This is a genomic window from Lactiplantibacillus modestisalitolerans (assembly GCF_005405425.1).
Taxonomy (GTDB): Bacteria; Bacillota; Bacilli; order Lactobacillales; family Lactobacillaceae; genus Lactiplantibacillus; species Lactiplantibacillus modestisalitolerans.
Genome location: NZ_BJEA01000008.1, coordinates 20,586 through 46,430, shown reverse-complemented (window position 1 = coordinate 46,430; position 25,845 = coordinate 20,586). Strand labels below are relative to the sequence as shown.

Annotated in this window: 28 protein-coding genes and 1 riboswitch; of the genes, 18 read left to right on the top strand and 10 right to left on the bottom strand. The window is 52.4% G+C overall.

Annotation, left to right across the window (positions count from 1 at the left end; genetic code table 11):
* Positions 1-78: 78 nt before the first annotated feature.
* Both FFM79_RS04970 and FFM79_RS04965 read left to right on the top strand, forming a co-directional pair.
* Positions 79-285 carry a helix-turn-helix transcriptional regulator gene (locus FFM79_RS04970; RefSeq protein WP_137642373.1) on the top strand — a complete coding sequence of 69 codons (207 nt, stop codon included), beginning with the start codon at positions 79-81 and terminating at the stop codon, positions 283-285.
* Positions 282-710, top strand: a complete 429-nt coding sequence (locus FFM79_RS04965) for a hypothetical protein (protein WP_137642372.1) — start codon at positions 282-284, stop codon at positions 708-710. The genes FFM79_RS04970 and FFM79_RS04965 overlap by 4 nt, the downstream gene beginning before the upstream one ends.
* 137 nt (positions 711-847) lie before the next feature.
* On the opposite strand, the gene FFM79_RS04960 is transcribed toward FFM79_RS04965, so the two are convergent.
* Both FFM79_RS04960 and FFM79_RS12605 read right to left on the bottom strand, forming a co-directional pair.
* Positions 848-2,179, bottom strand: coding sequence for an MATE family efflux transporter (locus FFM79_RS04960; RefSeq protein ID WP_137642371.1), 1,332 nt, complete (start codon positions 2,177-2,179; stop codon positions 848-850).
* 196 nt (positions 2,180-2,375) lie between these two features.
* Positions 2,376-2,531 (bottom strand): hypothetical protein, encoded by a 156-nt coding sequence (locus FFM79_RS12605; RefSeq protein WP_170177382.1) that lies wholly within the window; start codon positions 2,529-2,531, stop codon positions 2,376-2,378.
* A 253-nt stretch (positions 2,532-2,784) separates the two neighbouring features.
* On the opposite strand from FFM79_RS12605, the gene pepI reads away from it, so the two are divergent.
* Positions 2,785-3,675, top strand: a complete 891-nt coding sequence (gene pepI, locus FFM79_RS04955) for a proline iminopeptidase (RefSeq protein WP_137642370.1) — start codon at positions 2,785-2,787, stop codon at positions 3,673-3,675.
* Between the two features lie 145 nt (positions 3,676-3,820).
* Here the strand turns inward: pepI and yaaA are convergent, their stop codons facing one another.
* The 6 genes from yaaA to FFM79_RS04925 all read right to left on the bottom strand — a co-directional run bounded on the left by yaaA (position 3,821) and on the right by FFM79_RS04925 (position 8,520).
* A complete protein-coding gene (gene yaaA, locus FFM79_RS04950) occupies positions 3,821-4,567 on the bottom strand; it encodes a peroxide stress protein YaaA (RefSeq protein WP_137642369.1) in 747 nt (248 codons plus the stop codon).
* A 506-nt stretch (positions 4,568-5,073) separates the two neighbouring features.
* Positions 5,074-5,310: a hypothetical protein gene (locus tag FFM79_RS04945; protein ID WP_137642368.1), complete on the bottom strand. Its 237-nt coding sequence runs from the start codon at positions 5,308-5,310 to the stop codon at positions 5,074-5,076.
* A gap of 17 nt (positions 5,311-5,327) precedes the next feature.
* Positions 5,328-6,056 carry an energy-coupling factor ABC transporter ATP-binding protein gene (locus FFM79_RS04940; RefSeq protein WP_170177381.1) on the bottom strand — a complete coding sequence of 243 codons (729 nt, stop codon included), beginning with the start codon at positions 6,054-6,056 and terminating at the stop codon, positions 5,328-5,330.
* Positions 6,057-6,060: 4 nt separating this feature from the next.
* On the bottom strand, positions 6,061-6,879 hold the full coding sequence (locus FFM79_RS04935; protein ID WP_137642367.1) for an energy-coupling factor transporter transmembrane component T: 819 nt from the start codon (positions 6,877-6,879) through the stop codon (positions 6,061-6,063).
* Positions 6,857-7,840 (bottom strand): cobalt transporter CbiM, encoded by a 984-nt coding sequence (gene cbiM, locus FFM79_RS04930; protein ID WP_137642366.1) that lies wholly within the window; start codon positions 7,838-7,840, stop codon positions 6,857-6,859. Before cbiM ends, FFM79_RS04935 begins: the two co-directional genes overlap by 23 nt.
* A 14-nt stretch (positions 7,841-7,854) precedes the next feature.
* Positions 7,855-8,520 (bottom strand): Crp/Fnr family transcriptional regulator, encoded by a 666-nt coding sequence (locus FFM79_RS04925; protein WP_137642365.1) that lies wholly within the window; start codon positions 8,518-8,520, stop codon positions 7,855-7,857.
* A 251-nt stretch (positions 8,521-8,771) separates the two neighbouring features.
* Here FFM79_RS04925 and larA point away from each other — a divergent pair, with 251 nt between their 5' ends.
* Genes larA through larE form a run of 6 tightly spaced genes read left to right on the top strand, consistent with a single transcriptional unit; the run spans position 8,772 to position 13,789 of the window.
* Positions 8,772-10,046 (top strand): nickel-dependent lactate racemase, encoded by a 1,275-nt coding sequence (gene larA / locus FFM79_RS04920; RefSeq protein ID WP_137642364.1) that lies wholly within the window; start codon positions 8,772-8,774, stop codon positions 10,044-10,046.
* A 9-nt stretch (positions 10,047-10,055) separates the two neighbouring features.
* Entirely contained in the window at positions 10,056-10,793 is a 738-nt protein-coding gene (gene larB / locus FFM79_RS04915) for a nickel pincer cofactor biosynthesis protein LarB (RefSeq protein WP_137642363.1), read from the top strand.
* A 30-nt stretch (positions 10,794-10,823) separates the two neighbouring features.
* Positions 10,824-11,738 (top strand): nickel pincer cofactor biosynthesis protein LarC, encoded by a 915-nt coding sequence (gene larC / locus FFM79_RS04910; RefSeq protein ID WP_137642362.1) that lies wholly within the window; start codon positions 10,824-10,826, stop codon positions 11,736-11,738.
* Positions 11,739-11,776: 38 nt separating this feature from the next.
* Positions 11,777-12,208, top strand: a complete 432-nt coding sequence (gene larC2 / locus FFM79_RS12810; RefSeq protein ID WP_137642361.1) for a nickel pincer cofactor biosynthesis protein LarC2 — start codon at positions 11,777-11,779, stop codon at positions 12,206-12,208.
* A gap of 5 nt (positions 12,209-12,213) precedes the next feature.
* The gene (larD, locus tag FFM79_RS04900) at positions 12,214-12,927 is read left to right on the top strand and encodes a D/L-lactic acid transporter LarD (RefSeq protein WP_137642360.1); all 714 of its coding nucleotides are present in this window, start codon (positions 12,214-12,216) and stop codon (positions 12,925-12,927) included.
* A gap of 31 nt (positions 12,928-12,958) precedes the next feature.
* Positions 12,959-13,789 (top strand): ATP-dependent sacrificial sulfur transferase LarE, encoded by an 831-nt coding sequence (larE, locus tag FFM79_RS04895; protein ID WP_137642359.1) that lies wholly within the window; start codon positions 12,959-12,961, stop codon positions 13,787-13,789.
* A gap of 532 nt (positions 13,790-14,321) precedes the next feature.
* Here the strand turns inward: larE and FFM79_RS04890 are convergent.
* Positions 14,322-15,293, bottom strand: coding sequence for a zinc-binding dehydrogenase (locus FFM79_RS04890; RefSeq protein ID WP_137642358.1), 972 nt, complete (start codon positions 15,291-15,293; stop codon positions 14,322-14,324).
* 114 nt (positions 15,294-15,407) lie between these two features.
* Positions 15,408-15,514, top strand: a riboswitch (TPP riboswitch).
* A gap of 77 nt (positions 15,515-15,591) precedes the next feature.
* On the opposite strand from FFM79_RS04890, the gene thiM reads away from it, so the two are divergent.
* From thiM to FFM79_RS04860, 6 genes are all read left to right on the top strand, one after another.
* Positions 15,592-16,380 (top strand): hydroxyethylthiazole kinase, encoded by a 789-nt coding sequence (gene thiM, locus FFM79_RS04885; protein WP_137642357.1) that lies wholly within the window; start codon positions 15,592-15,594, stop codon positions 16,378-16,380.
* Positions 16,381-16,395: 15 nt separating this feature from the next.
* Positions 16,396-17,220: a bifunctional hydroxymethylpyrimidine kinase/phosphomethylpyrimidine kinase gene (gene thiD, locus FFM79_RS04880; protein ID WP_137642356.1), complete on the top strand. Its 825-nt coding sequence runs from the start codon at positions 16,396-16,398 to the stop codon at positions 17,218-17,220.
* Positions 17,210-17,857, top strand: coding sequence for a thiamine phosphate synthase (gene thiE / locus FFM79_RS04875; RefSeq protein WP_137642355.1), 648 nt, complete (start codon positions 17,210-17,212; stop codon positions 17,855-17,857). Before thiD ends, thiE begins: the two co-directional genes overlap by 11 nt.
* 113 nt (positions 17,858-17,970) lie before the next feature.
* Positions 17,971-18,702, top strand: a complete 732-nt coding sequence (locus tag FFM79_RS04870; RefSeq protein ID WP_137642354.1) for a gamma-glutamyl-gamma-aminobutyrate hydrolase family protein — start codon at positions 17,971-17,973, stop codon at positions 18,700-18,702.
* A 124-nt stretch (positions 18,703-18,826) separates the two neighbouring features.
* The gene (locus FFM79_RS04865; RefSeq protein WP_137642353.1) at positions 18,827-20,221 is read left to right on the top strand and encodes a flavocytochrome c; all 1,395 of its coding nucleotides are present in this window, start codon (positions 18,827-18,829) and stop codon (positions 20,219-20,221) included.
* Between the two features lie 228 nt (positions 20,222-20,449).
* Positions 20,450-22,039: an HIRAN domain-containing protein gene (locus FFM79_RS04860; RefSeq protein ID WP_137642352.1), complete on the top strand. Its 1,590-nt coding sequence runs from the start codon at positions 20,450-20,452 to the stop codon at positions 22,037-22,039.
* A gap of 101 nt (positions 22,040-22,140) precedes the next feature.
* Here the strand turns inward: FFM79_RS04860 and FFM79_RS04855 are convergent, their stop codons facing one another.
* Positions 22,141-22,602, bottom strand: coding sequence for an NUDIX hydrolase (locus FFM79_RS04855; RefSeq protein ID WP_137642351.1), 462 nt, complete (start codon positions 22,600-22,602; stop codon positions 22,141-22,143).
* Positions 22,603-22,842: 240 nt separating this feature from the next.
* On the opposite strand from FFM79_RS04855, the gene FFM79_RS04850 reads away from it, so the two are divergent.
* From FFM79_RS04850 to FFM79_RS04840, 3 genes are all read left to right on the top strand, one after another.
* Positions 22,843-24,207: an amino acid permease gene (locus tag FFM79_RS04850; RefSeq protein WP_137642350.1), complete on the top strand. Its 1,365-nt coding sequence runs from the start codon at positions 22,843-22,845 to the stop codon at positions 24,205-24,207.
* Between the two features lie 95 nt (positions 24,208-24,302).
* On the top strand, positions 24,303-24,965 hold the full coding sequence (locus FFM79_RS04845; protein ID WP_137642349.1) for a hypothetical protein: 663 nt from the start codon (positions 24,303-24,305) through the stop codon (positions 24,963-24,965).
* A gap of 22 nt (positions 24,966-24,987) precedes the next feature.
* Positions 24,988-25,770, top strand: coding sequence for an alpha/beta fold hydrolase (locus FFM79_RS04840; protein WP_137642348.1), 783 nt, complete (start codon positions 24,988-24,990; stop codon positions 25,768-25,770).
* Positions 25,771-25,845: the final 75 nt, after the last annotated feature.

Sequence of the window (25,845 nt, the reverse complement as noted above, 5' to 3'; positions counted from 1 at the left end):
ACCCATTTTATTGTATATTGACTGAACGGAAGGTATAATTTACATGGAAAATATAAATTACATCAAAGGAGGGGTTGAATGGTTAATCGCGTGCGCGCGTTACGACAAGCGCAGGGGCTAACGCAGCGAGAAGTCGCCGCGCGGGTCGGCATTACCCGGCAAACGCTAAGCTTAATTGAGAAGGGGGCGTATAATCCCTCATTGCGCTTGTGCTTGGGATTATGCGATGAATTACACAGCACCTTGGATACGGTGTTTTGGGTACCAAAGGAGGAGCGAGCATGAAAAAAGTTACGGATGAACGGTTGAAAGTACGGAATTTAAAAAATATCCGGATTGGGTTTGTAGTTGAGAACTTGTTCTTAGTAGGCGTGATTGGCTGGCAGGCGTTTCACGGTCGCGGCTTAGCCGTGTTAAGTTGGCAAAACGTTGCGGTAGTCGCCTTATTGATTGGGAGTTTGACCGTAACCATTTTAGGGTTAAACGTTAGCGAGCCCGTCGCGGATAAACCACGCTTCTCAGTCCGGAAGTTGATCTGGCAGGGTGTTTTTGCGTGGCTCGTTTGTACGTTGCTGTGGTACTTACTGATTCAAAACCAGTCCGTCGTCCGCCACGTATGGTTAGCGCTGGGACTCGGGCTAGTGATTGCGCTGGTTTGGCTAGCGATTCGTATGTATGGGAACCATTTCCGACAGGGTGATGATGACTAATCAAAGGAATGGAGGAATTGTTTCACGTGAAACAATCTTCATTAGTCGTCATCAGCGAGCTAAAGAGTTATTGAATATTAAAAAGGGGCGCTACCACGTAAAAATGGTAACGTCCCTTTTATAGTGCTAAAAAACAATTAACCGCGGGCGGGCAAGATGCCCTTAAAGGCCCGGTGGAATAAGCCCCAGCCAATTAAGCAGGTTAAAACGTCCGCCACTGGTTGGGCCCAAATAATCCCGGTTAAACCGAAAAAGTGGGCCAAAATGACAATGGCTAAGCCGAGTAAAACCGCTTGCCGGGACAACGCCATGATTAAGGCGCTGGTGCCAGCCCCAATCGATTGAAAGACGGTCGTAAAGACCAGAATAAAACCGACTAGCGGCGTCGTAATTAGCATTGCCCGTAACATCACCGTTCCCATCGAAACGATGGCTGGTTGCGTCATAAACAAACGAATTAATTGCGGCGCGAAAATAATCAAAAGCACGGCACAAATCAGGGCGTAGCCGCCCTCAATTTTAAGGTCGTAGCGCAGCGTTGCGCGTAAGCGCGCCCAGCTTTTGGCCCCGAACGTGTAGCCAATCAAAGGCTGCGCGCCAAAGGCAAACCCGACCATCACCATCATCACGACCATGTAGACCTTTTGCACGATACCCATCGCCGCGACAGCTTGCGCACCGTAAGCGGCCAGGTAACTATTTAAAATCATCATGCCGACACTCTGGGTCAAGTTAGTCAGGGATGCCGGAATCCCGACGGCTACAACGGCGCGGAAGGCAGGAGCGGACACGTGGGCCAGCTTCGGTGCTAGTGAGAGTCGCTTGGTGCTCCGCATGAACCAGACGAGGAGCCCGGTGTTAACCGCGTAGCCGAGCACGTTGGCGAAGGCCACGCCGGAAGCGCCCCAGCCGAAGACGAAGAGGAATAAGGGGTCCAAAATAATCGTCAGGACCGTTCCGCTGATCGTCGCAATCATGGACAATTTGGCGAGCCCCTCGGTCCGAATAATGTTGCCGGGAACTAGTGAAACGATAATGAACGTCGAACCCAGCACGAGGACGCGGTAAAAGTCGGCGATGTACGGCTTAGTCGCTGCGGTGGTCCCGAGTAGGCCGAGGATTGGATCCTCAAAAACTAACATCAAGGCGGTTAAAATGAGGCTCAGCGCAATTGCAATGTAAAAACAAAAGCTACTAACGCGGGCACTCAGTTTGTAATCATGCTTGCCAAGGGCCCGGGAAATGACGGCACTCCCACCGAGGCCGAAAATATCCCCAACCGCAAGCATGAAGGAAAAGAGCGGACTGCCGAGTGCAATTCCGGCCACCAGGTCGGCGTTGCCGGTCTGGGCGACAAAGAAGGTGTCCGCTAAGTTGTAGATCATACTGGCAACCATTCCAAGGACAACTGGTAGTGCGAGTTGCATGTAAGCTTTCGGAATGGGGGCCTTTTCAAATAAATCGTTAATAAAAAGTCACTCCCTATCTGAACGGTCGCTCGTCAAAGGTGACTTGCCAGAACAGAATTAATCTCAAACTATAATCATACGCCTATCAAAATTAACCAACAACCTAACATGATTATGTTAGCTTCAATACCAATCAAAAAAGACCAATTCAGTTGAATTGGTCTTGGCTTGAGATGTTTAAATTGGGCCGAACGATTTAGAGAAAATCGATTTGGTGTAAGTTAGCCGGCATTTGACCGTAATGATGGTCCTTAGTGCCAGCTTGCATGGCCTTAGCGCCATTGACAAAGTGGACACCCGTTGCCGCAATTAATCCCATTCCTAATACAGTAATAATACTCAATACCATCATTATTCACCCTTTTCTGATTACTTAACGCCTTTAGTATAGCGCCTGACGCGCAGGTGTCATTTGGGTTCTATTAGAGAATGGTTAAAACTTTCTTATTTTCACCACTTTAGCCTTAAAACGTTCGATTATTAATCAATAACCGGGTAAAACTTAATTGATAGCGCTTTTTCGGTTTAAAATCCAAAGCGCTAAATTGGCATCTGGCGTACAATAATAAGCGTTAATTAAGAAACTTTGCAAAGGGGTGTTCGCAATGGAAATTGAAACGGGCACGGTTGCGTTTGGACCGTATCAAACTTATTACCGGATTGCGGGTTCGCGACAGTCAGCTTTAACGCCGTTGTTACTGCTACACGGTGGGCCGGGGTCGACCCATAACTATTTTGAAGCGTTTGACGCGCTGGCCGCCGCGACGGGCCGGCCGGTGGTGACCTATGATCAGTTGGGGTGCGGTCAATCGTCGTTACCAACGGAGCAAACGGTCTACCAGGCGCAAACCTGGTTAGCGGAGTTGGCCAATTTAAGGACGGCGTTGCACTTAGACCGGGTGCACCTGCTCGGGCAGTCGTGGGGTGGCATGTTAGCTATTATGAGCCTGTGTGATCAGCGCCCAGCTGGGATTCAAAGCTTGATTTTAGCAAGTACGTTGTCTTCGGCTAAGTTGTGGGCGCAAGAGCAACACCGCTTAATCAAATTAATGGCGCCGGCGGATCAGCAAGCCATTGCGACGGCCGAACGCACGGGTGATTTTAGTGGTCACGCTTATCAGGCTGCCAACGACCGGTTTATGTGGCAACACGCGTCGGGACCGGTCACGGCGGCCAGCCCCGAATTTTTGCGGCGCCCGAAACGGGGTGGTCGTCAAGCTTACGAAACGGCGTGGGGGCCAAATGAATATTGCCCGACGGGAACGCTGGCAGATTACGATTATACCGCCCGGTTGGCAGAAATTAAGGTGCCAACGTTAATTACGAGTGGGACCGACGACCTATGTACGCCGCTAGTAGCGAAAACGATGCTGGACCACTTGCCCAACGCCCAGTGGCACCTGTTTGCGCATAGTCGCCACATGGCGTTTATTGATGAACCGGAGGCGTATCGGGCCTGCTTAACGGCCTGGCTTGCCGCTCACGAGCCAGCGTAATATTTCCCGGGAAATATTACGCTAGAAAAATTAGCAGTGTTAAGTGAAGGTAAGGAACTTTTGGTGACCGTTTCAATAACTAGCATTCAGAGTTGTAATTAAAAATTTCCCGCCAGTCTTAACTGCTGGCGGGAAATTTTTAGTACTAATGCCGATCAATAAATACCAATTTGGTTGCGGTTGAACGCGCCGCGTCGAAGTAGTAATCGGGATGGTCGAAATATTGAAGTTGGGCGGGATCCTGCACTTGGGTTTCCGCCATGTAACGGACCATGGCGCCCCGAGCCATTTTTGCCAGGGTGGCCTTGGTTTTTAATTTCCCGTTGACCTGACTCGCAAACACGACGTCGACCATCGGCTGGCTTGGAGCCAAGTACGGGCGAATCGCCTTAGCGTATTCTTGTGAGGCTAAGTTAATAATCGGTTCCGGCGTTGGCGTGAGCGCTTGGTATAACCGCGACCCCCAAAATGCGTATAGGTTAGGGGCCGTCGCAACGGGCAACTTAGCCTGCATTTCGAGTCGGTAGGGCACGATGCCGTCAAACGGGCGCAGAATGCCGTAAAAGCCGGATAAAATGCGCAGGTGTTGCTGAATGTAATCCAGTTCGGGTTCGGTGAAGATGTCGGCGGCCATGTACTGGTATTGAATCCCGCTAAACGCGAGAATCGCCGGGGTTAACTGGCGCGTTAAGTCGAGTTGTTGCAGCCAATCGTAGTTCGGCTTGGCGAGGCGGTCACTACATTTCCACAACGCCTTTAATTCGGGGTAACTTAACTGCCGGAGTCGGGCTAGAATTTCCGCCGTCGCCGCTAAGTAGGTTGGCTGGGTTTCAACGGCCAAGGAATCCTGATCGGCGACCATTTTCTTTGCGGGGGCAATAATGATTTTCATGAGGGGTACGTCCTTTCAGGTTGTTGATTTTAGCTTAGCATAAGTCCGGTTGGTAAAAAAATTCAAACAAAAAAATGAAACTTGATTGCGATTGCGGATTTACTGAATAGCGGTGTCAATCAGGCGTGGACGCTTAGCCCTGCTTCCACTATACTCAAGGTAATATGACTATTTTAAGGGGGGCGGCACCATGGCCGTTAAATTATCATAACCGCTGGAACAGCTCTTAAAGGCGAGCCTGCTTGGCGGGAATAAAAACCACCCGTTAGCGGGCTGGTAAATTTTGACCATTCTATACCACGATGGCGGTGGTGACCAGGTGCGTGATCGCAATTACTTGTTAGATCAGTACAACCAACACTATTTAGCTCGGGGAGAAGCACCAATGAGCGATGCCCGCAGTGTTCCAGCCAACCGGTTACACCCGCTACTGGCGGCAGTCCTGATACTAATTGATACAGAGTCACAAAAAGGCGCCGCGAAAACTCGCGGCGCCCTTTTAGTGGTTATAAGCGACTGTTATAAATTAAGAAACTGATGTAACAGGTATCGCCATTTGGTAAATCGTAACCGGTTGTTTCACGGGGACCCGCACTTTCGTGTAGGACCGTGAATTCACCTGAACCGTAGTCCTGGTCGTTTAGGTATTGGACCAACCGTTCGTCGCATTCTGCTAAGGTTTTACCCGTAACGACGCGCCGGTTCCAGCCACGATGAATGGTACCATCATTTGGATTAATCATGTCGACATCCTCCTTACTTATAAAGTCATCAATTGCGCTTGGCGCTCGGGCTGACGGTGTAAATCGTCAGCGCTAACGTCGGCAGCGATTTGGTGGGCACTGTTAAAAATGATGAAGCGTTGACCAACGGCTTGGACCTGTTGGAAATTGTGACTGGCCATAATAATGGTTTTGCCAGCGGCCCGTAAGCGTTGGAGGAGGGTCAGCATTTGTTGCTGAGCGGCAATTGTCAGGCCGTTGAGCGGTTCATCCAGTAACAGGACGTCCGGATTCAGGGCTAAGACACTTGCCAACGCGACCCGCTTTTTTTCGCCACCCGACAGCTGATAGGGCACCCGGTCACGCAAGGTGGTGCACGCGGTGAGGGCTAAGCAGTCGGTGACCCGTTGTTCAACGGCCGCGGCGCTTAACCCGAGTTGGCGCGGGCCAAACGCAACCTCTTCGGCGACCGAGGTGTTAAATAATTGGACGTCGGTATTTTGAAACACCATGCCAATTTGCTGGTGTAGGCGTTGACGGTGCTGGGCGTCCGCGAGGTAAGCGGCCGTGATCAGTTGGTCGTGAAACCAGTACTGACCGCGGTTGGGGGTTGCGAGACCGCTTAAAATTCGCAAGAGTGTGGATTTACCCGACCCGTTGGGGCCCATTAAACAAATGAATTCACCGGCGTTGATTGAAAGGTTCAAATCCACTAAACCCTTCGTATTAGGATAATCATAGCAAAGGTTTGCTAACTTAAGCAACATGGTATTAATTCCCCCATAGGATCAATAAGATTAAGGCAACGAGGTCGGGACTAAGCGATAAATAATCGCGCCAGTGGCTCCGGCGCTGGGGTGCGCGAACGTAGTGGCCGTTAAACCCGCGGGCTTCCATCGCTGCGTATAGTTCTAGTGCGTAGGCGTAACTTTTAAGGTACAGGTTACCGAAGAGCGCCCCGATTAATTGGTAGGGATGCTTGGTGGAAGCGACGGTACGTAAGTCGAGCGCCTCCAAAGTGAGTAGGAGGTACTGCCCGAGCATCCGCAAGTAAGTAATGGCAATCGCCAACGTCATGATTAAGATATCCGGGCAACGCAACGTTTTCAGTCCGACGAGAAGGTCGTTAAACGTGGTGGTTAGGCGGTAGTACTGGGCGTTGGCTAAAATTAAACTTGTTTTACAGCCAAAGAAGAGCAGTGTCGCCGGGCCGGTCAGCCAGTAACTCGGTAGCACTATGATTAGGGCGACGAGGCTGCTGATTAGCCAGCTTTTGACGAAGGTACGCAATTGCTGGGGCGGTAGCCAGAGTAATTGTCCGGCGAGAATTAACCCGAGGCACCACAGTAACGCTAAATTATTAATAATGGCGATCAATAAAACCATAATCAATAGACGAATTAAATTAATGTGGGCAGCAATCGGCCACCGGGTCGGCTGAATGACCGGGGTGGGTTGTGCTAGCTTAGTTAGTAGCTGGCGTAAATGGCGCTGGTTCCGCTGGAAAAAGGTCGCCTTAGACGCCGATTCCAGCGGTGGTTCTGGTTCCGTCAGCCAATTCGGTAGTTTATTTGGTTGTGTCGGTGCCACGTTGAAGACCTCGAATCAAGAGTAAGAAAATTATTAGGGCGGTTGCCGCGGATAAAACGTAGCCGACGCTCACGGGCAGGCCGCCAATGGCGTAGTCACTGAACAGGGCGTCAAATTGGAAGCCGTGTTGCATCCCTTGGGGGACGTGGGTTCCTAGGTGCTGTTGGACGAGCTGTTGCTTTAATTCTTGGGGACTCCATTCGCCCCAAGCGGTATTGCTGGCGAGCAAGCCCAGTGGTGAAAGAACGGCTAAGCCGGCTAGTAAGTAAACCCACGGCCGTTGATGAGTTTTAACGGGCGTCTGGTATAGGTTAGTAGGGGCGACTTTTTGCACGAACTGGAAGACAAACAAGCTGAAGAGCACTTCTACCCAGCCGGCTACCAGTAAGTGGGCCAGTAACATTGCTGGTACGGCAACGTTTAAGCCGTACGGGCAGTAAAGGGGCGTCCCGTTGGCAGTGTGGGCCAGCAGGGGTTGCAGACCCAGCTCAATGCCGGCAACTAAGGCGGCTAAGTTAATCCCCAAATAGGCCCCGACCGCTAGCCCGAGTTTGTCGTGGTGGTAGTGGTGACCAATGCGGTAACAGGCGTAGCCGACAAACGGCATGATGAAGGCCATGTTGAAGGCGTTAGCGCCGAACGCTAAGATGCCACCGTCACCAAATAGGAGCGCCTGTAACAACAGGGTAACGGTTAACGCGAGACAGGCCGCCCAGGGCCCAATGAGCACCGCGAGGAGGGTGCCCCCCACGGCGTGCGCGGTCGTCCCTCCCGGAATGGGTAAGTTAAACATCATAATTAAAAACGCCAGTGAGGCCGCGATTCCTAACATGGGGAGCGTCTCATGGCGCTTTTTAACTTGGGCTTTTACTTTTAAGACCGAAACGGTCCAAACCGGTGCCATGGCGGCGACCAGCGTCCCGCAAGTGGCGGGACTTAAATAATTATCCGGAATATGCACGGATGAGCACCTCTTTAATTTGCAATTTGATCTAAGAGGTAACTAATATCTTGAATAATAAATTTATGATTTTGAACCGCAATCACGCCGTCCGCCCGGAGTTCTTTGAGCATGCGGTTAACACTGCTCCGTGAACTGATGCCGCAGAAGCCGGCGATGTCGTCGTTGGTAATAATAAAATCAATTAAAACGCCATCGTTGACTTTGCGTCCAAATAAATCAACCAAACTATAGATAAACGCACAAATCGCACCCTTTTTACCGTTCATGACCATCCGCTGTAACCGTAAAATATTTTCCGATAATTTTTTTCGGTAATAATTTTTGACGTAATTTTGCAGTTCGGGCGTGCTGTTAACGTACTTCCAAAACGCGACCCGGTTGACCTGGTAAAACGTGGCGTATTCGGACTCGATTCGGACGTTAAACGGCTGGTCCGTCGAACGGGAAACCTCGTCACGTAAAAGTGAAATGACGTCGGGCTTAGCGATGTAGGATAAATTAAACTCGCGCCCGTCTTGTAAGATGATGCTATTTTTGATGATGCCGTCCTTCAAAACGTACGTATAGTGTTCGGATAGGCCGTGGTAGGTCAGGTACGTATGCCGTTTTTTCTTAATGGTTGGGACGTGGTGCGCTTCTAAGTAACTTAATAAATATTCAATATCAGTTAATACCATCTTTAGATTCATTTCTTTCGTGAATGATTTTGAGGTCAAAAGGAGATTATTAACGACTTTCAGCTTCAATCACGATAACTACTCTGACTAGCATACCGGTTTTCGTCAGCGTGGCAATCGCATTTAAAGTATACATTTGCTAACTATTTTTGGAAACTTAAAATGTAACGGACATGAAAGGCGAGCTCTAGTATAACAAAATATGCACGTTTTTAAATTAGTTTTATTGAGAAAGAGGATGACAAATCGTCATGGTTGCAATTGATTTACCATACGACAAACGGACGTTGACCGCTGAAATCCCGGATGAAAACTTCGCGGGTCAATTAGTCTCACAAGCAGCAACATATCATAACAAACTTTCTGAAAGCGAAACGGTTGAAAAATCGTTGGACCACCCGATTGGGTCCCAATCACTTGAAGAATTAGCGCGCGGTAAGCGCAATATCGTGATTATCAGTTCCGACCATACCCGGCCGGTACCGTCGCACATCATCACACCCATTTTATTGCGGCGTTTGCGTTCGGTCGCACCGGATGCTCGGATTCGGATTTTAGTGGCGACTGGTTTCCACCGGCCATCCACCCATGAAGAATTAGTGAATAAATATGGCGAAGACATCGTAGCCAACGAAGAAATCGTGATGCACGTCTCAACCGATGACGACGCGATGGTTAAAATTGGCCAGTTACCTTCTGGTGGTGATTGCATTATCAACAAAGTTGCGGCCGAAGCCGACCTGTTGATTTCCGAAGGGTTTATTGAATCCCACTTCTTTGCCGGTTTTTCTGGCGGCCGGAAATCGGTCTTACCGGGGGTTGCTTCATATAAGACGATTATGGCGAACCATTCGGGTGAATTTATTAATTCATCGAAGGCCCGGACCGGGAACTTAATGCATAACCCGATCCATAAGGACATGGTGTACGCCGCGCGGACGGCAAAATTGGCGTTTATCGTCAACGTTGTTCTTGATGAAGATAAAAAAATTATTGGTTCCTTTGCTGGTGATATGGAAGCGGCTCACAAGGTTGGCTGTGACTTCGTCCAAGAACTTTCCAGTGTGAAGGGCATTGACTGTGACATCGCCGTTTCCACCAACGGGGGCTACCCGCTTGATCAAAACATTTATCAAGCCGTTAAGGGTATGACCGCTGCGGAAGCGACGAACAAAGAGGGCGGCACGATTATTATGGTTGCCGGTGCTCGCGATGGTCACGGTGGCGAAGGGTTCTACCACAACTTGGCCGACGTTGACGATCCGAAGGAATTTTTGGACCAGGCGATCAATACGCCGCGGCTTAAAACGATTCCGGACCAGTGGACGGCCCAAATTTTTGCCCGCATCTTAGTTCACCATCACGTGATCTTCGTTTCAGATTTGGTTGATCCAGATTTAATTACGAACATGCACATGGAACTAGCCAAAACGTTGGACGAAGCCTTTGAAAAGGCGTACGCCCGTGAAGGTCAAGCGGCCAAAGTGACCGTTGTGCCGGACGGTTTGGGCGTTATCGTTAAGTAGGTGTGAACAATGACGACGACTGAAATTTTGCAACGGGTGGCGGCCGGCCAGTTAAGTGCGGAAGCCGCCGCGACCCAGTTAGAAAAAACGCAAACCGCGGACCTCGGATTTGCCAACGTCGATTTAAGCCGCCAGCGCCGTAACGGGTTTCCTGAAGTGATTTACGGGGCCGGCAAAACGGCCACGCAAATCGTGGGCATTATTAAAGCGATGGGCACCCAACCGCTCCCCGTTTTAACGACCCGCTTAACGCAGGAAAAGTACGCCGCGCTGCAGCCGGCCTTACCGAACGCGGTGTACCATGCCGCGGCGCGCTGCATGACGGTCGGTCCCGTACCAACGCCGAAAACGGCGGACTACATTGCGGTGGTGACGGCCGGGACTTCCGATCAACCGGTAGCGGAAGAGGCGGCCGTGACGGCCGAAGCGTTTGGCAACCGGGTTGAACGGGTCTACGACGTGGGCGTTGCCGGAATTCACCGGCTATTTGCCAAGTTAGACGTGATTCGCGGGGCGAAGGTCGTCATCGTGATCGCCGGCATGGAAGGGGCCTTAGCCAGCGTGGTGGGCGGCTTGATCGATAAGCCGTTGATTGCGGTGCCGACGAGCATTGGCTATGGAACGAACTTTCAAGGGATGACCGCGTTACTGACGATGTTGAACAGTTGTGCATCGGGCATCACGGTCGTGAACATTGATAACGGGTTTGGCGCGGCCTATTCGGCTAGTCAAATCAACCAACTGTAATTTTTAAATTAGTAGGAGCGAAAAAAACGGATGCGAACACTTTATTTAGACGCGTTTTCAGGAATTAGCGGCGACATGTTTTTAGGCGCGATGCTGGAACTCGGCGTCTCACTGGATCAATTGAAAACGGAACTCGCTAAATTGCACGTTCACGGCTACCACTTAACCAGTGAACGGTTAGCTAAGAGCAGTATTTACGGGACGAGTTTTGACGTTCAAGTGGCGGGGGACAAGGATCACGGCTTCATTGAAGCGGCCGGGTCCGCGCATCAGCATACGGCGGCGGACCACGAACCGCACCATGCACATGAACATGTGCACGCGACGACTGACCAGTCGGCCGCACACCAGCACGCCCTTGCTGCACCTGCTCATCAGCATGTAACTGACTCAGCGGGCCACCACCATCACCACGGGGAGGTACGGCACTTAGACGATATTTTAGCCCTAATTGATCACAGTGACTTAACGGCGACGGTCAAAGCCAATGCAAGCGCGATTTTTACCGAAATTGCGAAGGCGGAGGCGACCGTCCACCACATGCCGTTAAAGGCCGTTCATTTTCACGAGGTCGGCGCGCTCGATTCCATCGTGGACATCGTCGGCTGCTGTGTCGCGCTAGAACTGTTGCACGTGGACGAAGTGCTCGCATCACCACTAACTGACGGTAGCGGCTTTATTAACGTTGCTCACGGTCAGATGCCGGTCCCGGTGCCCGCCGTCATGCAAATGCGGGTCGGTAGTCAGGTGCCAATTCAACAACGGTTGGACATTCATACCGAACTGATTACGCCCACCGGGATGGGAATCGTCAAGACGCTGGTCAAAGCGTTTGGTCCGCTTCCAGAGCGCGCGACACCGTTAAAAATCGGCTACGGCTTTGGTAAGCGGGATACCGGCGGATTCAACGCGTTGCGGGCGGTTTTATTCGAAAAAAAAAACTAAGCCGGCGGGTTGTTGACCGGACTCAAGACGACGTCGTGGTGCTCGAAGCGAACTTGGATGATCAAACTGGCGAGGGGCTCGGTTACGTCATGCAACGGCTCTTAGACGCTGGCGCTTACGACGTTTTTTTCACCCCGATTCAAATGAAGAAGAACCGCCCTGCGACCCAGTTAACGGTTCTGGCCGATCCAGCGGCGCAAGAAGTGATGACCACGTTGATTCTGAGCGAAACGAGTACGATTGGGATTCGGTACCAAACTTGGCAACGAACGGTGATGAAGCGCCATTTTAAGGCGGCGCAAACGCCGTACGGTCCGGTTCAGATCAAGGTTGCAACTTACGGTAAAATCAGCAAAATGACACCGGAATATGCGGACTGTGCGCAGTTGGCGCAACGGTTGCACATTCCGTTCAAAACGGTTTATCAGGCCGCGATGAGCGCGGCTACACAGTTAGATGAGGAGGATTAAGGCACTTGTTACATGAATTGATGGCTGAATTTATGGGGACCGCCCTGATGATTATTTTTGGGGTCGGGGTGCACTGTAGTTCAGTTTTGAAGGGAACGAAGTATCGCGGCTCGGGCCACATTTTCGCGATTACAACTTGGGGATTTGGGATTAGCATTGCCCTCTTTATTTTTGGCAATGTTTGTATCAATCCCGCGATGGTCTTAGCCCAGTGTTTACTAGGCAACCTACCGTGGAGTAGTTTTATTCCGTATTCGGTGGCCGAAGTGTTAGGCGGGGTCGTTGGTTCGGTGATCGTTTGGATCATGTACGCGGACCACTTTAAGGCCTCTAGTGATGAAATTTCACCAATTACGATTCGCAACTTGTTTTGTACGGCCCCGGCCGTACGGAACTTGCCCCGTAACTTTTTCGTGGAATTTTTCGATACCTTTATTTTTATTTCAGGAATTTTAGCAATTTCTACGATTAAAACGCCGGGCATCGTCCCAATTGGGGTCGGCTTACTAGTTTGGGCGATTGGGATGGGCCTTGGGGGTCCAACCGGATTCGCCATGAACCTCGCCCGGGACATGGGGCCGCGGATTGCCCACGCGATTTTACCAATTGCCAACAAGGCGGATAGCGACTGGCAGTACGGCATCATCGTGCCAGGGATTGCACCATTCGTTGGGGCTGCGTTTGCGGCGTGGTTCATGCACGGTTTCTTTGGGATTTAGCAGTAAAAATTTATAAAAGAAGGCTACAATAATGTCAACATTAGCAACTAAAAAAGCAACTTTAACGCAATTATTGAAAGATTTAAAGACGGTCACGGTCGCCTTTTCTGGTGGGATCGATAGTACGTTAGTTTTGAAGATGGCGTTAAACGTTCTGGGCGCCGATAACGTGACGGCCGTCGTTGCCAACTCCGAACTGTTTACGGATGAAGAATTTGATAAGGCGGTTTCCTTAGCCGAAGAACTGGGTGCGACCGTTCAAACGACGACGCTCGACTACTTAAGCGACGACCACATCAAACAAAACACCCCGGACAGCTGGTACTACGCTAAAAAAATGTTCTACAACCGCTTAAATGAAATCGCCGCGGCCAACGGCAGTCACGCGGTTTTGGACGGCATGATCAAAAACGACGAGACCGACTACCGACCAGGTTTGAAAGCCCGGACCGAAGCCGGTGCCCGGAGCCTATTACAGGAAGCCGACTTCTTTAAAGTTGACGTACGGGCCTTAGCTCAGGAACTTGGCTTAACGAACTGGAACAAAGTGGCTTCCTGCTCCGTTTCGTCCCGTTTCCCATACAATACGACCTTGACCCACGAAAACATCGCGCAAGTCATGGCCGCTGAAAAGTACTTACGGAGCTTGGGCTTCCCAACGGTCCGGGTTCGGTTCCACGACGACATTGCGCGGATCGAATTACCAGAAGCGCGGATCGGCGATTTCTTGGTCTTCAATGACCGGGTTAACCGTCAATTACAATCGTTAGGCTTCCGCTACGTCACCCTTGATTTAGGTGGCTTCCGGAGTGGTCGGATGAACGACACGTTAACTAAGCAACAAGTTGAAGCGTTCGCTTAAAGTTAACCGGTAAGTAATGAATAAAAGCACTACCCCTATGAGTCCGCCGCGTGCGCGAACTGTTAAGAGGGTAGTGCTTTTTTCGGCCCTGTTTCAACCAGGGTTGTTTTGGTAAAAAAGGGGTGCTAGTTGGATTCGCAATAAACTCATTAGGAGTACCAAAAACCTAGCTCCTAAATTTTTATCATAAAACGTTGATTTAACAACAATTCTATCGACAAGACGTAGAAAATCAAACGTAAATTTCCGTACGTATTTAGTAAGTGTACTGCAGAATTATCTTTAGTAGTTGAGACCTGCTAAGGTAATACGCGGAATTTAGTATTAGGGCAAATCTAGCCAGTAGCGGGTGTAACCATGGCTCAACTGCGAAATTATTCTTAGTCGGAAGTGCAGTTCTTCCGGCTTAGAATAAGGCTCGAATTTGAGATTGCTCAGTGCTTTTCTGAGTGAGCTCAAATCGATGCCCGCAGTGTTCCAGCCACCCGGTTACACCCGCTGCTGGCGGCAATCTCAACGCCAATTTGGTTTGTTAATCAAAATTAACGACTAATTTGCCCACCACTTGGTCGGCCTGCAACTGGCTCAGGCCGGTGACGAGGTCGTCGCGCGTCAGCACTTGGCTGATCAGCGGGTCGACTTTTTGGTCGGCGACGAGTTGTAAGAGGCTACGGGTCATCCGGCCGAGGTCGGCGACTTGGGCCGGATTTTTGCTCCGGTGGGCGCCACCGAGGTCGATGCGACTAATCGTGACTGGTTGCTCGGTAGGAAAGTGCTCAGGCGCAGCCAAAATGCAGACGAGTTGGCCATTATAGGCCAGGCGCGGCAAGTCGGCTTCGGGGTGGCCAATCGAATTAACGATCAGGTCGACTCCCTGCCCGTGGGTCAGTTCGGTTAAGCGCGTGGTGACGTCTTCCTGGCGGTAATCAATTTGGGCCGCGGGGTGCAACCGGGCCACGAAGGCCTGTTTATGCGCCGAGACGGTGGTGTAAACCGTCTTGCCGGCCGCCTGAGCTAGCTGGATTGCCATACTACCAACACCACCGGCGCCCGCGTGAATCAGGACCGTTTGAACGGCGGCTAAGTTGGCCTTACGGTGGATGGCTTGGTAAGCAGTCAACCCGGCGCACAGACTGGCCGCGGCCGTTTCGAAGCTAACGGTGCTCGGAATTGGGGCGAGCGCTGCGGCGGGAAAGCTGACGTACTCGGCAAAGCAACCGTCGTTTGCCAAGTTGTCGTGACCGCAGACCCGTTGACCAGGGTGAAAGTCAGTGACGTTGGCCCCGACCGCTTCCACGATTCCGGCGACGTCCAACCCGAGAACGTGCGGGTAGTGCCACTGGGGGTGCGGTTCGGTGACTAATTTATAATCAACGGGGTTGAGTCCGACGGCTTGGGTCTTGATCAACACGTCATCACGACCCACGGCGGGCATCGGTCGTTCTTGCCACTGTAACGCCCGTAACGTGTGGGTCGTTGCCGTTGGTACCACTAAAGCTTGCATGCAAATCACTCTTTTCTATGAAATTCAGCTACTCTTATTATAGCCGACTTTGGGCAATCTACGAACATTCGCACCGTTGACGAAAACGCTAACAATCGTTAGACTAGAAGTAATTTCTAACACTAGGGGTGTCCAAAAATGGGCTGAGACGGCGCTGAGTGTGCCGATCCCTTTGAACCTGTAAGTTCAGACTTGCGTAGGGAAAGTGTCGGCGTCAAAGGGGGCGACCACTGGATCATGCACGTTGATCGGTGGTCGTTTTTTTAAACCGTGCGCCCGCGCTAAGGAGGAAAACGGAATGGCAATTAATTTATTAAGTGAACTACGGCAACGCAACCCGATCGTTTTAAACTTGGCTAATTTGGTGACCATTCAAGACGTGGCTAACGGCTTAAATGCGCTGGGAGCGTCACCAATCATGTCGGCCGAAGTTCAGGAAGCTGAACCACTCGTACAACTAGCGGGGGCGGTTTGCTTGAACCTCGGAACTTTGACGACTTCACAGGTGGCGCAGATGCACGCGGTCGGCCAGTTTGCCGCCCAGTATCAGAAACCGGTGGTCCTCGATCCGGTCGCAGTCGGGGCGGTCACTTACCGCAAGCGGGTCGCACTTGAGTTGTTAGCCGCGCTGGACGTGACCGTGATTCGCGGGAATGCCGGTGAAATTGCCGCGTTGGCGGACGTAGACTGGCAGGCACGGGGCATTGACGCGGGGACCGGGAATGGGGACTTGGTTGCCATTGCACGGGCTTGCGCACAGCGGTTTCACTGCATAGTGATTTTGTCGGGACCGACCGACGTGATCACGGATGGGACGCGGGTCGCGAAAGTCCTGAACGGTACGCCGTTATTTCAGCGCCACGTCGGTTCGGGCGACCTGTTATCGAGCATCGTTGCGGCCTTTTTAGCGGTCAGTACCGATCCGTTTGAAGCGGCCCAAACCGCGTGCCTCGTTTTTGCGGCGAGCGGTGAGTTAGTGGCGCGGCAATTGACGGCTAACCGGCCGGCGACCTTCGGCATTGATTTGATTGATAAACTCAGCTTGGTTAGTGGTCCAGAGCTAACCGCAATTCAAAAATTAGAATAGGGAGGAACTTTAAGAATGAATGAATTTCCACAAGCGTTAACGTTGGCCGGGACTGATAGTGGCGGCGGTGCCGGCGTGATGGCGGACCTGAAAACGATGCAAATGCGGCACGTCTTTGCGACGGCGGTCGTGGTGGCGGTGACCGCCCAAAATACCCGCGGGGTTCAGGACTTTATGGCGCTCCCCCCGAAATTAATTGATGAACAGTGTGCGTCGTTGGCGGATGATTTGAAGATTTTGGCGTGCAAAACGGGCATGCTAGCGGACGCCGAGCACGTCCACTGCGTTGCCGAGAATTTAAAGCGTTACGACTTTGGCCCGCTGACGGTTGACCCGGTCATGATTGCTAAGGGCGGTGCGGCCTTGTTAGCGGACGATGCGATTACGACCGTCCGTGACGAACTGGTCCCGTTAGCCACGGTGGTCACCCCGAACTTGCCGGAAGCACAACGGCTGACCGGGCTAACCATTATCGATGCTGACGGCATGGTGCGCGCCGGGCAGGCGTTGCAAGCGCTGGGTGCTCAGAACGTGATCATTAAGGGCGGCCACGGCGCCGACCCACAGATGGCGAACGACTACGTCCGTTTAGCTGATGGCACGGCCTTTTGGCTGGCGGCGCCGCGGACGGATACCGTTCGCACCCACGGCACCGGGGATACGTTGTCGGCCTGCATTACGGCGGAACTCGCGAAGGGCGTAGACGTTGCGGCAGCCATCCAAACCGCCAAGGCTTACGTTACCGGTACGATTCGCGATACCATTCAAGTGGGCCATGGCCACGGTCCGCTGAATCACTGGGCACCGCTGAGCCGGGAGGTGACCGTCCATGACGCTTGAATTTGATGCAAGCCAGTTACAAGCCTACTTTGTTTGTGGGACCCAAGATGTCGGGGACCGCGACCTCGAAGCCGTTTTGCAAGCTGCGCTGACGGCGGGCATCACGGCCTTTCAGTACCGCGATAAGGGGACGAGCCGGTTAACGGCCGCCGAACGGTTATCGTTGGGGTTGCGCTTACGCGACCGTTGTCACCAAGCCGGGGTGCCCTTCATCGTTGACGATGACGTGACGCTAGCCCTGTTACTCGAGGCGGACGGGCTCCACGTTGGGCAGAAAGATGACCGGATTGTTGACGTTTTGAACCGCGTTAACGGGCGGTTGTTTGTCGGGTTATCGTGTTCCACGCTGGCTGAAGTGCGGGCGGCCAATCAAATCGCCGGCCTGGCTTACCTAGGAAGCGGTCCAATTTTTCCGACCAGCTCGAAAGCCGATGCCGACCCCGTTGTTGGTCTGGCCGGCCTGCAACAACTCGTGGCGGCCAGTACCCGGCCCATCGTGGCAATTGGCGGAATTACTGAAGACCAACTCGCACCAATTGCCGCAACCGGGGCGGCCGGATCCGCTGTCATTTCAATGATTGCGCAGAGTCCGGATATCGCGCAAACGGTCGCGTTGATGCGCCGGGCCGCGCAATAAGTCTCGTAGTTGACTTTTAACGGTTCGCGTTTTAAGGTGATTTTAATCAAACTTTAACTGTTAGTCCCGGTTGCCGTTTGGCCGGGGCTTTTTTTGAGAAAGAGGGAATTGGAATGGCTAAACCAATGATTGGAATCGCACCCGGGACGTTGATCGTGGACAGTCAAATGTTTCCCGGCCGGCAGCGCGACTACGTTAACCGCGATTATTTACGCTCGGTAACGGAAAATGGCGGGGTGCCGCTAATTTTGCCGGTGACGACTGACCCGGAAACGATTGCCCGTTACGTCCCGGTGATTGATGGTTTACTACTGTGCGGTGGGCACGACGTTGCGCCCGCGACGTACGGTGAGGCCGCTAGTGCGAAACTAGGAGGGATCGACCCCGAGCGGGACACTTACGAACTGGCGCTGATCAAGGCGGTGCACGCCGTCCACAAACCAATCTTAGGAATTTGCCGCGGGGTCCAAATTTTGAATGTCTGCTACGGTGGGACGTTGTATCAGGACGTGAGCGCAATGCCGAGCGGTCAGGGTGTGCTGAAACATATGCAGGGGCAGCTAGCGGCTTACGGGATTCACGACGTGGCCGTAACACCGGACTCCGTGTTAGCGAGTTACTTGGGGGCGACCAAGGTGGCGGTCAATTCGTTTCACCACCAAACGTTACGGAAAATTGCACCCGGGTTTCAAACGGTTGCAACCGCCCCCGACCAGGTGGTGGAAGCAATTGAAGCAACGGCCGGTGGCTTACAACTGGGTGTCCAGTGGCACCCCGAAATGATGCAGCAAGCCGACAGTGTTCAGGCGCGCTTATTTGCGCAGTGGATTGCCGCTTGTAAATAACGGCAGTTGCGCTTAAAATACGGTAAAATTAATCGCGGGGTTGCATGCACGTGGTGGACCTCACGCCCAATGTTTCACGTGAAACATTGGTTACATAACTTGAAAAACAACGGGGGATGACAAGATGGCAACCGCTTTTCACTTTGAACCGAGCGCCGAAGCAACGCTGGCTGCGCAGTACGACGTCGTTATTATTGGCTCGGGTAGTACCGGGCTCGTGAGTGCGTTACAGGCCCATGAACTGGGGTTACACCCGGTAATTTTAGAAAAAATGACTAAGATTGGTGGGAACACGACCCGGGCCTCTTCCGGGATGAACGCCGCCGAAACGCTGGTGCAATTAAAGCACCACGTGGTGGACAGTTACACGGATTTTTACCGTGAAACGCTAGCCGGCGGTGGTGGTCAAAATGACCCGGCATTATTAGCGTACTTTACGAGTCACGGGGCGCTCGCCATTGACTGGTTGGCCGCACATGCTATCCAACTGGACGACCTGACGATTACCGGGGGGATGCGGGTACCGCGGACGCACCGCCCAAGCAGTTTGGCGCCGATTGGGGGCTTCTTAGTTACCCAATTGCTGAAGGCCGTTGCGGCCGCTAAGATTCCATTATTTACGGGCGTCACGGTGACGGATTTGCACCGGCACGATGCTCGGGTCACCGGCGCGCAGGTGCGGTTGACGGATGGGCAGACGCGGCTGATTCGAGCGCGCAGCGTGATTTTAGCGACCGGTGGCTTCGGTGCGAATCCGGAGCTGATTACGCGTTACCGGCCCGACTTAGCTGGTTACCGAACGACGAATCAACCGGGCGCAACCGGGGATGGGTTGCAATTAGCTGAACGGGCGGGCGCGCAACTCGTGGATATGGACCAGATTCAAGTTCACCCGACCGTTCAACAGGAAACCGACCACGCCTATTTAATTGGTGAGGCCGTCCGGGGCGAGGGCGCAATTTTAGTTGATCAAACCGGTAAGCGGTTCGTCAATGAATTGGATACCCGCAAAAACGTGACCGCTGCAATTGACGGGTTACCGACCCGGCACGCTACGCTGATTTTTGATCAAGCGGTACGGACGCGGGTGCCGGCGATTAACTTTTACGACCACGTGGGTTTGGTGACGACCGCGGCAAGCGTTCCGGCGTTAGCTGCGCAGTTAGATTTAGATGCGGCGAACTTAACGGCCACGGTAACCACTTGGAATCAGGCGGTAGCCGCGGAAAATGATGGTGCGTTTAACCGTCAGACGGGATTGCACGCGTTGACGACCGGACCGTTTGGGGCAATCCGGATCGCCCCGGCGGTTCACTACACCATGGGCGGTGTGAAAATTAACGCGGAAACGCAGGTGCTTGATACTAGCGGGCACGTCATCCCCGGCCTGTACGCGGCGGGGGAAGTCGTTGGCGGTTTGCATGGCAATAACCGAATTGGTGGTAACTCGATCGCCGAAACGGTCGTTTTTGGACGTCAGGCGGGCCAACAAGTTTTCCGCGATCGGCAAACGGACTAACTAACTTTAGAGCGTGTGTCAAAAGTCGGTTGACTTTTGGCACACGCTTCGGCTATTAACGTTCGAAGACACACAAGAGGCTGCGACCAAGGTCACAGTCTCATTTTATAACTGGGGGCGGTTCACGGGAATTTTTGTTAAGGCTTTCATGAAGGAGCAAGCTTTCGTATAATGAGAGTAAGTTAAGCGAGGGGGTTGGTACCGATCGTACAAGCAGTAGAAGTAGGGATGCAAATTACCACGGCGGACGCGCAAACGTACCGGATTTTGGCCGTGCTCGACCAGGGGCGGCGTTACTTGGCGCAACCACGTGAGAGTGATCAACCGGTAGCCATCGTGAGTGCAAACGAAATTGTTCAGATAACTAAACAAGCGACGGACTTGCCGGTCGTTGCGTTAGATACGGTGAACGTGGTTGGTGAACGTTACGCGGAAAATAGTGCCAAAACGCTAGCGGCATTGGAAGTGGGCGTAGTCGTCCTCCTGCAGCGCGAGCCGGATAATCAGCACGACCAAAACGCCATTTCGGTGTGGTCAACCGCGCACGCCCAAATTGGCTACGTTGCCCGCTACCAAAATCAGGCGTACGCGGAATTACTGGATCAGTCGGAATTGCTTTACGGCACCGTCACTAAGTTGGACCGCAAGCAGCAACGGGTCCAAATTCAACTGTGGCGGGTGACGGCCACCGCCACGGATGCGAGCCAATTGACGGCTCCGCTCCTAATTCGCCAGCGGTTACGGGCGATTCAACCCGGGGCCTTGGGGACGCTCCCGGAGCACAGCTTGCAAACGCCGCTGGGCACCTTGCTGGTCACCTGCAACGGCCGGCCGATCCCATACCAGTGCGTCGCGCTGTCCCCGTGGCTAATGCCGGACGACCGCCTCTTTGTCAGCAAGCGCTACGTGATTACGCCAGATTGGTCGCAGGTCAGTGCGCCGAGCCAGGTCAGTTGCCGGATCGCCTCAAGCGAGGCCCGGGTTATCAACCGGTGGCAAGATCCAGAGAGCTCGGCAATTGCGCTAACGGACGCAACGAGTTTTTACGCGGTTGGGCTAAGCACTAAGGCGCTGACGGGGCTGAACGATAACTTAGAAGCTAACGCCAGTAACGCGCAGGTCAGTTACCGAGTCGCCGCGGTGGCGGCCCACCACGGCGCCAGTTTTATGGTGAGTTGGCTACCATATGGCAATCCGTATACCCAGCCGGCGCTGCGGGTGGCGCTCCAATTTCCTAAGCCGCCGGTCGTCCCGTACTTGCCGTTACAGGCAACTCGCAAGCACGCTACCTTGACGCGTGAGGAATTGGCAACGCTACTCGTATCCGGCTTGCCAAATTATCAGGGCGGTCAGCCGTTAGCGCCGAGCATCTCGGACATTACGGTTGAAAAGTTACGGGTAACGTTGGGCGACGAAGCCTACCACGCGTTGGCGAATTATCGCCGGTACATCCACTTAGCCGCCGGAAGTACGACCGGGGTCAATGAAACGCTGTTACAAGCGCTGATTCACGCGACGGTTTACCACGAGCTGTTGGCGCTGACCTATTACGACCCAACCGTCGGAATCGTCAACCACCCGAGTTATCCGGTCCAGCTGTTTACGACCACCCCGGATCACGAGCGCGATATTGGCTTAATCGGCTGCCTGGCCTTCTATAACTACGAAACTTTTGATCTCGAACAAGTGCCGCTGAGTGCGATTAATTCGGCGGCGGTGATTGCCAATCCGGAACACCCGCGGAAGCACGCGGCCCCGGAAAATCCCGATTGGTTGCCAATCTTCTTAAAGAGTTGGAACCATCAGGATATTGACTGATTAGTAAAAAAATACCTTAAAACGCACCCACCTGCTTTGGTTAGTCCAATTCAGGTGGGTGCGTTTGTGACGAACGGTTAATGCCTAGGCAACTAACCGGCCTAAGCGCGGGCCCGTAGCCAGTTGGCGGCGGCCGTCAGCATGTCCGCGGTTTGTTGATTCATCAACGGTGGGAGTTGGTTGAAAGCGAAGTAGTCCAACTTAACGGTCTCATCGGTCGCCTCAGTTAAAACGTGTCCCCCGATCGGTTTGACCAGGTAGAGGGCCGCAATCGTCTGCGTTACGTCCCCATTGGGATAAGTCGTTTCACCACGGTCAAAGATGCCGATGTGATCGACGATTTCTACGTCGACGCCACTATCTTCCTTGTATTCGCGGACGCACGCTTGCGCGTAGGTTTCGCCATACTCGAGAAAGCCGCCCGGTAAACTCCAATTATGGGTGTCGGTCCGCAAATTGAGCAGGACCCGTTGCTGGTCATCAACTAAAATGCCGGCCGCGGTGTTTAAAATCATCGGTTTGTGTCCGACCAGTGCCCGGACTTCTTGAATATAATTTGCCATGCTTTCGACCTCGTTTCTAAAGTAATTACCCTATATTATACGCATTTTGGGGGACGGGCTAAAGGGGGCTTGCGGTCGACGAAATTTGACGAACGCGGGTTAAGCCTTGCTAGCACCCCCATAGTGGTCCTTCCGGTTAGCGGAATAATTTGCGTCTGCTTGCTTTTTTAGCTAAGATTATAGCTATGTGTTGTCAACTTTGACAACTTGTTCTTTGAATTTATGAAAAGAGAGTCAGTTATGCAAAGAAAACTTAGTATGGGCCAAATGCAGATGATTGCATTAGGTGGCACGATTGGCGTCGGCCTGTTCATGGGCTCGGGCTCAACGATCAAGTGGACCGGACCGTCCGTATTGATTGCCTACATTGTTTCGGGGGCGTTTTTATACCTGATCATGCGGGCACTTGGGGAGATGTTATACGTCGATCCCAATACCGGTTCGTTCGCCAAGTTTGCTTCCGAATACATTCACCCCGTGTTTGGTTATCTCACGGCCTGGAGTAACGTTTTCCAGTTCGTCGTTGTTGGGATGAGTGAAATGATTGCGCTGGGGGGCTACTGCCGGTTTTGGTGGCCGAACCTCCCGGACTGGATTCCCGGACTACTTGCAATCGTCTTCCTCTGTCTAGCCAACCTGGTGTCGGTTAAAATGTTTGGGACGCTTGAAACTTGGTTCTCGCTTATCAAGGTGGTTACGATTATCTTGATGATCATTGCCGGGCTCGGGCTGATTATTTTCGGAATCGGCAATAACGGGCACGCCATTGGTATTAGCAACCTGTGGACACACGGCGGCTTCTTTACCGGTGGGATTAAGGGCTTCGTCTTTGCCCTGTCAATCGTCCTGGCGTCCTACCAAGGGATTGAGTTAATCGGGGTAACGGCTGGTGAAGCGGAAAATCCGCAGACCACGCTAGTTAAGGCGATTCGTTCGACGGTTGCCCGGATTTTGATCTTTTACGTGGGTGCGATTTTTGTCATCGTCAGCATTTACCCGTGGAACCAATTGAATCAAATTGGGTCCCCGTTCGTGCAAACCTTCGCCAAGGTCGGGATTACGGCCGCCGCGTCGATCATTAACTTCGTGGTGATTACCGCGTCGTTATCCGGAACGAATTCAGGAATTTACAGTGCCAGTCGGATGACTTACACGTTGGCGGAAAATCACCAGTTACCCCGCAAGATGACGTTGTTAAACCGCCACGGGGTGCCGTTTTACGCGGTGATTGCGATTTCGGTCGGGATTTTTATCGGGATTGTTTTAAACGTGGTGTTACCAATCTTCTTTAAAGATGCCAGTCAAATTTTCGTGATGGTGTATAGTTCAAGTGTGCTACCCGGAATGGTGCCGTGGTTCGTTATTTTGGTCAGTCAGATCGAATTTCGGAAACAAAACGCGGCCAAGATGGTTAACCACCCGTTCAAGATGCCGTTGTCACCATTTTCAAACTACTTAACGCTCGCGTTTCTCGCGTTGACCCTATTATTTATGTTCATTAATCCGGAAACCCGCTACTCGATCTTGGTTGGGGTGGTTTTCCTGATTATCATGACGTTCGTTTACTTCCACAAGTACCACGGAAATACCGAGGAGAACTTGTAACCGCTAAAGAGGCTGTGATTTTTTCGCAGGCTCTTTTTTGTTTTGCCCGGCTTTGCGGTAAAATTAGGCCAATTAGACTAGAAGGAGTGGCACACATGGTTAAACAGGGACACTACGCGCGGGTCAGCCGCCAAAAAAAGCAGCGACAACTCAAGCAACGGCACCAGGCGCACGCCGACCGGACGATCGCAGTTGACGCGCTGGCCGAATTTTTACAGGTGCGTTACCACCTGACGCGCGGTAAGCAGCAACGCCCAGTGGTGCGCAAAACGATGCAACAATTTACGGCGCAATGGTTTCAGCAGGCCCAAGCAACCCCCAGTCCGTGGGACGTAACGGCGCTGACAACGCAAACCTTGCAACAATTCAATCGCCAATTGCCGTGGCAGGGCTATGCAATCATTGATGCGCAAATCGTTGATTTTCAGCAATTTTTGATGAAGGAAGTGCCAGCCGTGCCAGTGGCCCAGTCTTTAAGCTTGAAGACGACTTTAACCGCAAGCAGTTGGCAACGGCTACTCACGACACAACTGGCCGTTAACGCCTTATTAGGTTTGTTTGGGGACCAGTTGGCGCAAGTCACTACGGATCAGGTGGATCAATTACGAGTAGGGTTACGGACAACGACGGGGGCGCTTGATTGGGCCAAGGCGGCCAGCTTGTTGACACCGGTCACGGTGGTGCCGGAAAAGGCCGATGCGGCGAGTCAAACCTGGTTAGCACAATTAAATAAGCTTGCGCCTGCTGATTTTGACTAATCATTCAAAAAGGAGAAAAAACATGCAATTTACAACTTCGGATCAAGTTACGTTGGATTATACGGATGAAGGGAGCGGGCAACCAATTGTCATTTTGACTGGTTTTGGTGGCTCCAAGGAAATCTGGCGGGCCCAGATTCCGGTTCTGCTGCGGGCGGGTTACCGGGTGATTAATATTGACGCGCGCTGTCAGGGCTTGTCGCAACATACGGCCAAGGGATTACGGTTGAGCCGTCACGCGATCGACGCCCACGAGTTGATGGTGGCGCGCGACGTTCAGCAGCCGATTTTATTAGGTAATTCGATGGGCGCTTCGACCTGGTTTGCGTACCTGTCATTGTACGGTAATGCGGGAATTCGTGCGGTCATTGACGTTGACCAGACCCCTAAAATGATCAATACACCGGACTGGCCGTACGGGTTTAAAAAGGTCGAGTGGCGCGACTTTCCGGACTACTTCAAAAAGCCGTTGGGCCACTCGACCTTCAAAAAAATCGATGATGCGACTTACGCGGCGGTGAAGGCGGTTGAAAAGCAGGCCCCGTTTGACGGCGCGTTGACGTTACCGTTGTTGATTAATCACGCCTTTCAAGATTGGCGCGACGTCATCAGTGCATTATCGATGCCGTTTCTAATCATTGCGGGCGCCCGTTCACCGTACTTTAACGCGGACTTTGCAGCGGTAACGGCGAAGATGGCGGCCGCCGGGCAAAGTGTGGTCGTGCCGGACGCGGGCCACATTGTGATGGCGGAGCAGTCGGGGGCGTTTAACCGGGTGTTGATGGAGTTTTTGAAAGCGCTTTAAGTTAACCGGTTTTTGGGTTGTATTAACTATGCTGGATAGGTGATAATAAGTTTGAGTTTTAACTATTGGAGGGAA